The organism is Exiguobacterium sp. KKBO11 (assembly GCF_001644945.1).
In the GTDB taxonomy this organism is placed as follows: Bacteria; Bacillota; Bacilli; order Exiguobacteriales; family Exiguobacteriaceae; genus Exiguobacterium_A; species Exiguobacterium_A abrahamii.
Genome location: NZ_LUCU01000011.1, coordinates 274,177 through 286,214 on the forward strand (window position 1 = coordinate 274,177; position 12,038 = coordinate 286,214).

Here is a 12,038-nt window from a genome sequence, read left to right on the forward strand (position 1 = left end):
TCACTTGCTCACGCTGACTTGGCGGCGCATCCGGACGAGAAGGAAGATATAACCGGCTAACAATAAGACGACGCTACCGAGAACCGTCGTATCGACGAGACCGTTATCGGACTCGAAATTGATCGCGATATACGCCCAGACGAAGACGAGCGGATAAATCGGATCACGGTTCGCAAACATGAAGAGAAGAGCGACGACGACTCCGACGACGAGCATGATCATCGTCCAGCCTGCATCTCCAATTCCAAGCCAAGATGTCACACCTTCTGCGTTGATCGTCAGGAAGATGTCAGCGATCGTCGCGACCGAAACCCAGCCGAGATAAAGCGAGAACGGTAGCTTGAAGCGTAATCCTTTCGTCTCACGATCAATTTTTGAGTAGATGACGATCAATGACAGCAAAAGACCGACGATGACGACGACGGAAACGACGAACAGTTCAAACGTGAAGGAGACGATCCAGCCAGCGTTGAACAGACAGCTGATCAAGAACCACGGTCCGATTTTCTTCGCCAGTTCGTGTTCCTTGAATTTCGGAATCGATTGCAAAATCAACCAGATGAGTAAAATTGTATAAATCAATCCCCAAATCGAAAACGCATACCCAGCCGGTTTGAACAATGTGATGATCGAATCGGAAATTCGTCCTGTCTTTCCACCATCGAGGGCGTTCACGGCAATCGTGAAGATGAAGCCGACCCAGTTGAGCCAAATCCATTTATTAGTTTTCAAACAAAAAACCTCCTTTATTCTCTAAAGAAGGTTTACCCAAAAATCATTTTCATTAGTCATCACGGTCGGCGTGTCGGGTTCAAAAAGGACATACCGATTGCTGGATTCCCTGTATGCGAACCGAGAACCGGCGTTAAGTCATCGATGCGGACACGCACATCGTATTGCGATTCGAGTCGTTGTTTCCACTCGAGTGCCAGTTCATACGCTGTCGCGTGGAATAGTGAAATATCCGTGACCTGCCCCCGTTCAATGATTGCGACAAGATGATCAAAAATCTTTGAATGCGCTTTTTTAAACGTCCGGACGGTTTGGTAAGGCACGATTTTTCCTTCTTCGAAGTGGAACAACGGGCGAAGTTGCAACAAGTTACCGACGAATGCCTTCGTCGAAGAGATGCGTCCGCCCGCTTGTAATTGATCGAGGTTCGCGACCGTGAATTCAATGTGATGGTCGAAACGACGCTCGAGAATGATCTGTTCGACGGATTCGATCGAGTGCCCGGCTTCGACGAGTTCGATCGCTTCTGCTAGAAGTTGACCAGCTGGGTAGATACCGCAACGGGAATCAATCGCAATCAGACGAAAGCCAGCAATCTCTGCCCCTTGAACGGAAGCGTTGTACGTTCCGCTCAGTTCACTCGATAAGTGAACAGCGAAGCCGACGTCGTAATCCTCTTTCAACCGTTCATAGTGCTCAGTGAAACTCCCGATCGAAGGTTGGCTCGTCGTTACCTTGTGTTTTGAGTCAATCCAGTTATAGACGGTTTCTGCATCAACGTCGACACCATCGACGAAACTTTCTCCATCCTTCATGACAAGTAAAGGGACGACCGAAAGATCATCGCGCTGAGCGATCGTATCCGGTAAAATCGTTGTACTATCAGTGATCCAAGCGATCCGCATAACAAGTTCCTCCTTAAATTAGTACCTGATATTAATTGTAGGTGTAAGCGTTCTCGCTGTCAAATGAACATTAAAAAATATTGAACGTTTTAGTTGATTAAATAATGAAATACGCTATAATCGGTACGTGATTAGTAAACTTTTAGTCATCTTATACTAAACTAAGCCGCTGAGAGGAGGACGTCGATTGTACTCAATCGGTCAAAAAATCAAGAACCTCCGTCTTCAAAAGGGATTGACGCAAGAGGAACTAGGGGAAAGAACAGACCTGAGTAAAGGGTACATCTCGCAACTCGAACGGGAACTCAGTTCACCGTCGATCGAGACGCTGTTTCATCTCCTCGAAGTCCTCGGCATCTCACCGAAGGATTTCTTTGATGAGGACACACTCAATCAAAAAGTCATCTACGGTGAAGAGGATGTCACGACGTATGCCGATGAGGAACAAGGATATCATGTCACATGGCTCATTCCAGAATCGAATGAGAAAGAGATGGAACCAGTCTTATTGACACTCGCGCCAGGGGGAGCATTCAAGACGTATGAACCATCAGGTGCCGAGACGTTCGTCTATGTGCTCGCCGGAAACGTCACGCTGACGCTTGGTCGTCAGTCTTTTGTAGCGAAACAAGGAGAGACACTTTACTATAAGGCTTCAGAAATCCATCAACTACGCAATGAGTCAACACAAGAGACGAAGGTCCTCGTGACCGCGACTGACTCATACTTATAAAGGAGGAACTAGATTGGCAGATACTACGATTATTCAATTCAAGGACGTCACGAAACGATACGACGATCAGACCGTCCTCGACCAAGTCAGCTTTGAAATCGAACGCGGAAAGTTCTATACGTTACTCGGACCATCGGGTTGTGGGAAAACGACGATCTTACGACTGATTGCCGGCTTTTCGGAAGCGACAGAAGGAGACATCATCTTCAACGGAAAACGGATCAACGATGTACCGGCGAACAAACGTCAAGTCAATACTGTTTTCCAAGACTATGCACTCTTCCCGCACTTGAACGTCTTCGAAAATATCGCCTTCGGTCTTCGGATCAAGAAGGTGAAAGAAGCAGAAATCGCAAAACGTGTGACGGATGCGTTGAAGTTCGTCAACTTGTCCGGTTATGAAAAACGAGAAATCACCGAGATGTCAGGTGGGCAGCGGCAACGTGTCGCGATTGCCCGGGCAATCGTCAATGAGCCGGAAGTCATCTTGCTCGATGAGCCATTATCAGCGCTCGACTTGAAATTGCGAACAGAGATGCAGTATGAGCTCCGCGACTTACAACGTCGTCTTGGCATCACGTTCATCTTCGTCACGCACGACCAAGAAGAGGCACTGGCAATGTCAGATGAAATCTTCGTCCTCAATCACGGTGTCATTCAACAATCGGGCACACCGACGGATATCTATGATGAACCGATCAACCGCTTCGTCGCGGACTTCATCGGTGAGTCGAACATCATTCCAGGGCGCATGGTGGAAGACTATCGGGTCTGGTTCGCCGAGAAGGAATTCGAATGTGTCGACCGTGGTCTTGAATTGAACGAACCGGTCGAGATCGTCATCCGTCCGGAGGATCTTGAAATCACGAACGTGACACAAGGGAAACTGCAAGTCACCGTCGATTCGCAACTCTTCCGTGGCGTGCACTACGAGATCGCTTGTATGGATGAAGTCGGTAACGAATGGCTCGTCCACAGTACGAAAAAGGCGACGGTTGGTGAGCAGATCGGACTGACATTTGATCCGGAAGCGATTCACGTCATGCGACTGAACGAGACGGAAGAAGAATTCGATAAACGTCTGGAATCCTACGACGGGGTGTTATGATGCAAAAATCACGTAATTGGTATCTCATCCCGTATCTATTCTGGATTGCCTTGTTCGTCATCGCACCGATCGTACTCGTCGTCTACTATTCATTCCTTGATTTGGACGGCAACTTCTCATTTGAGAACTACCAGAACTTCTTTACGTCGACCTATTTGACGATGACACTCAGCTCGTTCTGGTATGCCTTTTTGATTACGGTGTTTTCGCTCTTGATCGGTTATCCGACCGCTTACTTGTTGACGAAAACGAAGCATAAACAGCTGTGGCTACTTTTGATCATCTTACCGACGTGGATCAACTTGTTGTTGAAAGCTTATGCCTTCATCGGGTTGTTCAGTACGTATGGTCTTGCGAACCAAACGCTTGAAGCGATCGGGATTGGACGACAACAGATTCTCTTTACCGATTTCAGTTTCGTCTTCGTCTCGGTGTACATCTTCATTCCGTTCATGATCCTGCCGATCTTCAACGCGATTGAAAAACTGAGCCCGTCACTCGTCTTCGCTGCACGTGATCTTGGGGCGTCGAACTTCACGACGTTCCGGCGTGTCGTCTTCCCGTTGACGCTCGATGGTGTGAAGTCAGGCTGTCAGCTCGTCTTCATTCCGGCATTATCGCTGTTCATGATTACGCGTCTGATTGCCGGAAACCGCGTCATCACGCTCGGTACAGCGATTGAACAGCAGTTTCTCGTGACACAAAACTGGGGCATGGGAGCGACGATCGCCGTCTTCCTCATCATCGCAATGGCGATCATCCTTGCCTTGACGAGTACGAAACGGAAGAAAGGAGCGACGACTTGATGAAACGTCTGAAACTAGCAAATCTTTATCTAATCGGAGTCTTCATCATTTTGTATGCTCCGATATTCTACTTGGCATTCTATTCGTTCAACAGCGCTGACAATATGACGAACTTCGATTCGTTCACGTGGGATTGGTACAAGGAAGTCTTCCAAGATTCACGCTTGTTAATCATCGTCTTGAACACACTCGTCATTGCCTTGTTGTCAGCTGCGATCTCGACGATCCTTGGCGTATTCGGAGCGATCGGGATTCAAGCCGTCCGTAAGAAACGTGTCGAGACGTCGTTGTTAACGCTAAATAGCATCTTGATCGTCAGTCCGGATGTCATCATCGGGGCATCATTCTTGATTTTCTTCACGCTACTTGGCATCCAGCTCGGCTTTACGTCGGTCTTACTGTCCCACATCGCATTTTCGGTACCGATCGTCGTCATTCTCGTCTTACCGAAGTTGCAGGAGATGAGTCCAACGCTTGTCGATGCAGCGCGTGACTTAGGCGCAAGCCGTTGGGATGTTTTGACGAAAGTTATCTTGCCGTACATTACACCAGGTATCTTTGCTGGATTCTTCACGGCATTGACGTACTCATTGGATGATTTTGCGGTGACGTTCTTCGTGACAGGAAATGGCTTCACAACGTTGTCCGTTGAGATCTACTCACTCGCCCGTCAAGGGATTTCGATGAAGATCAACGCCCTGTCGACTGTCATTTTCTTGTTTACGTTCTTACTCGTCATCGGCTACTACTTCTTGAACCAACGAGCTGCTACGAAGCTTTCGCGACCGGAGGTGAAATGACCGTTGAAAAAATTGATTCAATTGTTCGCCGCGATTTTCTTGATTTCAGGTGTCATCCTGTTCACCTTGAATCAGTTAAATGAGACACAGGGATATTCGGGTAAAAATGTCTTGAACATCTACAACTGGGGCGATTACATCGACCCAGCACTGATCAAACAGTTTGAAAAAGAGAGCGGTATCAAGGTCGTCTATCAAACGTTCGATTCGAACGAAGCGATGCTGACGAAAATCGAGCAGGGAGGAACGACATACGATATCGCCGTTCCGTCCGACTATGCGATTGCGAAGATGATCGATGAGAAGCTCGTCGTTCCGATTGATCATCAAAAAATTCCGAATCTCAAGAACATCGATTCACGCTTTTTAGATTTATCATTCGATCCGAACAATAAGTACTCGATTCCGTATTTCTGGGGAACGGTCGGTATCGTCTACAATAAAGACTTAATTGGTGGGAAGAAACCGACGAGCTGGAAGGATCTCTGGGATCCGAAGCTAAAGAATCAGATTCTACTCGCTGACGGTGCCCGTGAAGTCATGGGGATGAGCTTGAATAGTCTCGGTTATTCGCTGAACGAAACGGATGAGTCGAAACTACAAAAAGCAAAAGCGAACTTGATGCGCCTGACACCAAACGTCAAGGCAATCGTCGGGGACGAGATCAAGTTATTGCTCGCGAACGAAGAAGCAGGGCTCGGTGTCGTCTGGTCGGGTGATGCAAACGAGATCATGAGTGAAAACGAAAATCTCGACTACGTCATTCCAAAAGAAGGATCAAACGTCTGGTTCGATAATATCGTCATTCCAAAGACGGCTAAAAACGTCGAGGGGGCACACGAGTTCATCAACTTCATGCTGCGTCCTGATATTTCAGCGAAAAATGCGGACTACGTCGGCTATTCGACACCAAACAAAGAAGGCTTGAAATTGCTCGACAAATCGGTTCGGACCGATGAGCGATTCTATCCTGATAAACAAGTTACCGATACACTTGAAGTCTATGAGAACCTCGGAAAAAAGATGCTCGCGCATTACAATGAGTTGTTCTTAGAGTTTAAGATGCATAAGAAATGAGGAAGAACCTAGTGTCAGGCGACACTAGGTTCTTTTTTTATTTCTCATCAAAAAAATAAATATAAGTTCCCAGAAAAAAACTATAAAAACCGAATAATTTTTTGAAATAGGGGAATGAGTTTATTATCAACGCCATTTATAGGCGCAGAGGAGGATATCATCATGAAACAAGTCTTAGGAATCATCTTAACTGCCGCACTCACTGTCAGCATCGTGTCAGGCACTTCATATAACCAACCGGTCGAAGCAACAAAACAGACAGACGTCAAATGGCTGCAAGAAATTCAAACACAAGCGAAACAAGCACGTTCACTCGATGGAAAAGTTGTTCTTGAAAAAACAACACTTGCCCAAGTACATAAAGCCTATAAGGGGGAAAAGAACTCGAATTGGTGTCAAAGCGGAAATGGTCTTGCCTCAGCGGATCGCGCTCTTCATTACTGCTCCACGTATGGGGTGAAGGACACAAAAGCAAAAGTTAGTGCAATCGTCTATGATCCGAAGCAGGTCAAGCGGACTGTGACGGTCAAGGAAGTCAAAAAAGCGTATCCGACAGCGAAACTCGATAAAACATTCAACGTCATGACTGTTTCCTCAAAACAGGTCAACATTTATCTAAATTTGAATTCCGACCGTACACAAGTCATGTCAATTCTAGTAAAATATAACTAATGAAAAAGGATGACCGATTCGGCCATCCTTTTTATTTAATCGTTTTATAGAGTGGTACGAGATGCGAATAGGTATTTCGAATCATATCGAGTAATTCTTCGCGTGACAGGTGATGCACTTGTTCTGCCGGAATATGACGACCAACAAGGAATTCTGCCTTTTTGACGTCGTGGAAACGTTGTAATCCTTTTTCGATATCCGTCTCATGAACGGAGACGGCGTCTTTTTTCATATGATCGTATGAGACGACGAAATCATCCGGAAGGGATGTCAGCAGTTCTGTATGCTGTAACAGTTTCGATGCGTATTGTTGTTTATTCGGTAACTCGTAGATATAGGCAAGCCAAATGAACAGATGATCATCAAACAGACCGACTTGGAAATGCGGATGTTTTTTGTATCCACGTTTATCGGGTGAGAATGCCATCCATGTATCCTTCGGAGGGTTGACCTTCCGACGTGCATGTTGCGCGATGTGAACATGGACATCTTCTGCTGTTGCGACCGTTAAGTCAGGTGCGACTTCCTGACCAATGTCTCGAAAGACCGGCTGGATGCGTTCGCGAATCGCTTCCATCCGTGGTTCTAGTCCATCGATCTGAAATGTATCAAATGCGTGTTGCGTGAATGTATTTGTCATAAAAAAATCACCTCGCGTCAATTGTATCAAAGGAGACCATCGAAGTTCGACTTTTTGCTCGAAAAGTAGAATAATGGACATATCGATTTCCAGTAATATACAACTACATAACTTAAAGGAAGGGGAATGTTTTGTGCGTCGTTTTCAACAATATCTCCTTCGAAGCTGGGTCGTTTTTTTCGTAATCGTCATAGGCATCGATCTTTTTGCGAAGTCGAGAGATTATAGTCTCAGCGTCGATTTGTTTACGTTCTTATTGATTGCCGCCTTATCGACGATTTTCGTCGTCGATCCTGTCCGTCGTCGTCATATGAGTTTTACTTTCCATTTTGGATTCGTCCTCTTTACATTCTTGACGTATGGATTATTATCAGCGATTTGTGTCGGGCAATTGACGATGCTCATCTATCAGTTGCGAACGATTCATACACCAATCGGACGTCGGCGGATGTTACATAACTATCCCTTCAACGTCGCACTCGAATTGTTTTTAATCGTTCCAGCAGGTCTTGCCTATAATGCACTCGGCGGAACACATGGCGAAGCATTCGTGCTGACAGAAAACATCGTACCGTTACTGGCGATGGTTGCGATTCTCTGGATCGTCCTCTTATTGCAATACCAGTTATCCCGATTTCTTCTTGGAGAAAACATTCCAAGTGACGTCATGTTCCAACTGCTACGTTTCGAAGCAGTCGTCATCACAGCAGAATTGTTATACGGAATCTTCAGCACACTCGTCGTTCAAGGGAACGGGAATAGCGGACTCGTCATGGCGGCGTTTGCCTTATTCATCATCAAGCGTGCACTGGGAAGTTCCGTTGAAGCAACAGACCGGATCGAACATTGGGAGCAGATCGAGCGATTGAAAGAGGCGGCTTGGAAAGACGGTGATGCCCAGTTCATCATCGAGCGGTATTTACGACAGCTCAATCAATTCGTCAAACCGGATATCGCTTGGATTAAGTTTGATTTCAAAGAAGGAAAGCAAAGCGTGTACTATTCGTTGAAGGACGGACGAAAGTTAAAAGCCGATCATGTCGAAGGACGAATCATTGAAGACATCATCGAAAAAGAAGAAGTCCTTCTTTACGGGATGCAACAGGAGTGGGATATTCGTCTTTACGATAGCTTGCCGGAAGAGACACAGTCGGTCCTCTTCATTCAACCGGAAGCGACGGAGACGATCAACTGCTCGTTGCTCCTTGCCTCGAACGCAAGTGGTGAATTCACGCAGGATTTTGGATATGAGCTATACCGTGCCCTTCGTGTCCTGTCGTGGGCAGTGGAACGGGCACACGAGCGAGAACGCTTGTTGACCGATAGCAGGACGGATGCGATGACGAAATTACCGAACTATCGTGCCCTTCAAGAGTGGGGCGATCGTCGTATTAAACAACGCGACCTTTATCCGTTCTCAGCCTTAATGATCGACTTAGATCACTTCAAACAAATCAATGATACGTATGGTCATGAAGTTGGAGACGTCGTCTTATTTGAAGTGGCGAAGTTATTGATGCAAGCAACACGCATCACGGATCTTGTCGCGCGTTACGGAGGAGAGGAGTTCGTCATCTTACTACCGAATACGGATCTTGATTCAGCCCAAATCGTCGCAGAACGAATCCGCGAGACGTTGCATGCGAATCCGATCTTAGTCGAAGGGCATACGCTCCGGATCACGGCTAGCATCGGCATCGATACATTAAAGGAACTTGGTGATCTCGCGAGTTTGATTCGAAATGCCGACCGTGCGATGTACGTCGGAGCGAAGTTCCAAGGGCGCGACCGTGTCGCATCGTATCAGGAGTGGAAAGAGAAGGTCATTTAAATCAAGTAGAAGAAGGTAGCAGAGACGCTATCTTCTTTTTTGATGTAAAAAATCCTCCCAGTTCGGATGAACGAGAAGGATCGAAAAAGAATAAGTTCATTGTGCTTGTTGTTTGCTGAGACGAATCTCGTTTTCGATTGCATGGATCGCGGCTGACCAAGAACCATAGCGATGAAGTAAGGCTTTCGTCGATGGTTTGTTGTTCCGTTTCGCCCATTCCCGGTATGCTTCAAAAGAGAGGGCAAAGCCAACTTCCTCGATTGCTTGACGCAGAGAAGCAGCAAGTTCAGCTTTCGAATAAGTGACGCTTGCTTCAAGTCCTGCAGCGGTACACGCATCGTGCCACGAACCGAACATCTTGACGATGTGATAGTGACTCGGTGCATGATGGACAGATTTACGCCACATTTGATATTTCTTAAGTGTGATCGTAGAGCCGACGTCTTGTGCGTACCGTTCGAATGACTTTAAGATTTCGTCTTTCGTATATTTCGGTGCCCGCTCAAGCTCCTCTGGCTGTTGATCGACATTCCACTCGTATCCAGCGGCAGACAAGGCTTCTGGCCACGAACCAAATTGACGGATGATGTTTTCTGGCTGAGGCCAGTCATTAACTAAAGCATAACGGCGATAGACAGTACGGCGTGGACGGTCCTGGATGAGTTCACCGACCGCACGGATGGCTTCAATCATCTCAAGCTGCTCTTCTGTATAACTCTGTTGACTCGTAAGTACACGTTGCTTCATGAGTGAGTCCTCCTTCCTAGTTCGATGTAGTATTGAGGCAAAAGTCCTCTGTATTAGATATATCGGTACATTTCCATTAATTATGAATAATTCCCGCAAAATATTGTAAATAAAGTGAATCGGATTCTTTGCTTAGTATAAATGGAAGTCATGGAAATGAAAACAGAATGACACGAAATTTTAATTCTATTCAGAAAAATAGGACAAACGGCTCATATGGAAAAAAAGACCAGACACGCTCGTCAGCGAATCTGGTCTTGAGGTATGACTTATTTTCCTTCGATGTAAGCCCATTTGTACGAAGTATCGGCACCGACTTTGTGGTTAACGATTCCTTTGACGTACGGTTTACGAAGAAGCGAAACACCTTTTTGGTACATAACTGAGATTGCTTGATCCTCTTCAAGGAGTGTTTTTTCAGCATCCTTGAGAGCCTGCCAACGTTTCTCAGCATCTACTTCTTTTTGAGCTGACTTGATGAGTGAATCATATTTATCGCTTGAGTACTTACCACGGTTGTATGGTCCACCAGTTACCCACATATCGAGGAATGTCATCGGATCCTGGTAGTCAGGTCCCCATCCTGCGAACGATAGCTCGAACTCACCTTTAGACTCGAGATCCAACTTGTTCTTGAATGGTTGTTGTTTGATTGTAACTTCAAGACCTGGAAGGTTTTTCTCCCACTCGCCTTTGAGGTACTCCGAGATTTTTTTCGAGTTGTCATCATCATATGAAAGAAGTTCGAGTTTGAGAGACTTCTTGCCGACGGCTTTCAGTCCTTTTTCGAATGATGCTTTTGCAGATGATGCGTCATATGAACCGAAACCTTCGTTGCCATCACGGAAATCTTTACCGTCTGGACCTTTCGCGAAGTCTTTTGGTACGTAGTAGTAAGCAGGGATTGAACCGTTGTTCAAGAGAACATCAGCCATCTGCTTCTTGTCGTATCCTGAATCGATCGCTTTACGGATATCCTTGTTCTTCAAGAGATCATTCTTGAAGTTCATTTGGATATAGTACATTGCTGCATCAAGACGTGTATCAAAGTCTTCTTTGTCTTTGTATTGATCAACAAACTCACTTGTTAAACCAGCTAGATCGATGTCACCTTTTTCGTACAAGTTGACGCCTGTCGAGACTTCCTTAACGATTTTCGTGTTGATTTCTTCAAGTTTGACATTATCTTTATCCCAGTACTGATCGTTTTTCTTATAGCTCCAGCCAACATCCGTCTTCCAATCCGAGAGGACGAATGGTCCGTTGTAAAGGAATGTGTCCGGCTTCGAAGCAAAGTTTTTACCTTGTTTCTCAACGAATTCTTGTTTCAGTGGCATGAATGAACCGAAACCAGTCAACGATTTGAAGTATTCAGCCGGTTGAGTCAACTTGACTTCAAGCGTTTTGTCATCGACCGCTTTGACTGCGACATCGTCTGCTTTTCCTTTACTTGTGTTGTATGCTTCAGCGCCATCGATGATATACATGATATACGCATACTGTGAACCACTCTTCGGATCAAGGACGCGTTTCCATGCGTATTCGAAGTCTTTTGCTGTGACATCGCTGCCATCCGACCATTTCGAATCACGAAGTTTGAACGTGTATGTAAGTCCATCTTCAGAAACATCAACACTTTCTGCGACACCCGGTGTTGCTTCTTGATTCTCGTCTAGACGGAACAGACCTTCTTGAACGTTGTTCAAGACTGTGAAGGATACAGAGTCTGTTGCGACGGTTGGGCTAAGTGCTGGAATATCCGAACCGCTGATGATATTCAAGACTTGTTTGTCTGAAGATTTTTCTCCAGATGTCGAACCGCCTTCTTTTGAACCTTCATCTGTCGTCGAGCATGCTGCAAGACTTGAGCCAGCGATTGTCAGTGCTCCGACGAGTGCAAGTGCCTTTTTCTTTTCCATAAAGTAAATCCCTCCCAAAAGAAATAGATATATCTGGTGAAACGATAAGAACCGATAGGATAGCGATC

At 45.9% G+C, this 12,038-nt stretch carries 12 protein-coding genes; 7 read left to right on the forward strand and 5 right to left on the reverse strand.

The window, feature by feature from the left end:
- Entirely contained in the window at positions 1–732 is a 732-nt protein-coding gene (locus AYO36_RS01595) for a hypothetical protein (protein WP_050678116.1), read from the reverse strand.
- Between the two features lie 59 nt (positions 733–791).
- Positions 792–1,637 (reverse strand): DegV family protein, encoded by an 846-nt coding sequence (locus tag AYO36_RS01600; RefSeq protein WP_064299355.1) that lies wholly within the window; start codon positions 1,635–1,637, stop codon positions 792–794.
- 187 nt (positions 1,638–1,824) lie between these two features.
- Here AYO36_RS01600 and AYO36_RS01605 point away from each other — a divergent pair, with 187 nt between their 5' ends.
- The 6 genes from AYO36_RS01605 to AYO36_RS01630 all read left to right on the forward strand — a co-directional run bounded on the left by AYO36_RS01605 (position 1,825) and on the right by AYO36_RS01630 (position 6,833).
- Positions 1,825–2,370: a helix-turn-helix domain-containing protein gene (locus AYO36_RS01605; RefSeq protein WP_064299356.1), complete on the forward strand. Its 546-nt coding sequence runs from the start codon at positions 1,825–1,827 to the stop codon at positions 2,368–2,370.
- A 13-nt stretch (positions 2,371–2,383) separates the two neighbouring features.
- On the forward strand, positions 2,384–3,478 hold the full coding sequence (locus AYO36_RS01610; RefSeq protein WP_023469351.1) for an ABC transporter ATP-binding protein: 1,095 nt from the start codon (positions 2,384–2,386) through the stop codon (positions 3,476–3,478).
- A complete protein-coding gene (locus AYO36_RS01615; protein ID WP_029342588.1) occupies positions 3,475–4,284 on the forward strand; it encodes an ABC transporter permease in 810 nt (269 codons plus the stop codon). The genes AYO36_RS01610 and AYO36_RS01615 overlap by 4 nt, the downstream gene beginning before the upstream one ends.
- Positions 4,284–5,084 (forward strand): ABC transporter permease, encoded by an 801-nt coding sequence (locus tag AYO36_RS01620; RefSeq protein WP_029342587.1) that lies wholly within the window; start codon positions 4,284–4,286, stop codon positions 5,082–5,084. Before AYO36_RS01615 ends, AYO36_RS01620 begins: the two co-directional genes overlap by 1 nt.
- Positions 5,085–5,087: 3 nt before the next feature.
- Positions 5,088–6,161, forward strand: a complete 1,074-nt coding sequence (locus AYO36_RS01625; RefSeq protein ID WP_064299357.1) for an ABC transporter substrate-binding protein — start codon at positions 5,088–5,090, stop codon at positions 6,159–6,161.
- A 162-nt stretch (positions 6,162–6,323) separates the two neighbouring features.
- On the forward strand, positions 6,324–6,833 hold the full coding sequence (locus AYO36_RS01630; RefSeq protein WP_064299358.1) for a hypothetical protein: 510 nt from the start codon (positions 6,324–6,326) through the stop codon (positions 6,831–6,833).
- A 31-nt stretch (positions 6,834–6,864) separates the two neighbouring features.
- On the opposite strand, the gene AYO36_RS01635 is transcribed toward AYO36_RS01630, so the two are convergent.
- Positions 6,865–7,473 carry a YktB family protein gene (locus tag AYO36_RS01635; RefSeq protein ID WP_064299359.1) on the reverse strand — a complete coding sequence of 203 codons (609 nt, stop codon included), beginning with the start codon at positions 7,471–7,473 and terminating at the stop codon, positions 6,865–6,867.
- Between the two features lie 133 nt (positions 7,474–7,606).
- Between AYO36_RS01635 and AYO36_RS01640 the strand changes: the two genes are divergently transcribed.
- Positions 7,607–9,304, forward strand: coding sequence for a GGDEF domain-containing protein (locus tag AYO36_RS01640; protein ID WP_064299360.1), 1,698 nt, complete (start codon positions 7,607–7,609; stop codon positions 9,302–9,304).
- A gap of 96 nt (positions 9,305–9,400) precedes the next feature.
- Here the strand turns inward: AYO36_RS01640 and AYO36_RS01645 are convergent, their stop codons facing one another.
- Positions 9,401–10,051, reverse strand: a complete 651-nt coding sequence (locus AYO36_RS01645) for a homing endonuclease associated repeat-containing protein (protein ID WP_047393045.1) — start codon at positions 10,049–10,051, stop codon at positions 9,401–9,403.
- Positions 10,052–10,320: 269 nt separating this feature from the next.
- Positions 10,321–11,970 (reverse strand): peptide ABC transporter substrate-binding protein, encoded by a 1,650-nt coding sequence (locus AYO36_RS01650; RefSeq protein ID WP_064299361.1) that lies wholly within the window; start codon positions 11,968–11,970, stop codon positions 10,321–10,323.
- Between the last annotated feature and the right edge of the window lie 68 nt (positions 11,971–12,038).

Excerpts from the sequence above, each read along its gene's own strand:
- AYO36_RS01645 (WP_047393045.1), bottom strand. The coding sequence starts at position 10,051 with ATGAAGCAACGTGTACTTACGAGTCAACAGAGTTATACAGAAGAGCAG.
- AYO36_RS01600 (WP_064299355.1), bottom strand. The coding sequence starts at position 1,637 with ATGCGGATCGCTTGGATCACTGATAGTACAACGATTTTACCGGATACG.
- AYO36_RS01650 (WP_064299361.1), bottom strand. The coding sequence starts at position 11,970 with ATGGAAAAGAAAAAGGCACTTGCACTCGTCGGAGCACTGACAATCGCT.
- AYO36_RS01630 (WP_064299358.1), top strand. The coding sequence starts at position 6,324 with ATGAAACAAGTCTTAGGAATCATCTTAACTGCCGCACTCACTGTCAGC.
- AYO36_RS01635 (WP_064299359.1), bottom strand. The coding sequence starts at position 7,473 with ATGACAAATACATTCACGCAACACGCATTTGATACATTTCAGATCGAT.
- AYO36_RS01620 (WP_029342587.1), top strand. The coding sequence starts at position 4,284 with ATGAAACGTCTGAAACTAGCAAATCTTTATCTAATCGGAGTCTTCATC.
- AYO36_RS01615 (WP_029342588.1), top strand. The coding sequence starts at position 3,475 with ATGATGCAAAAATCACGTAATTGGTATCTCATCCCGTATCTATTCTGG.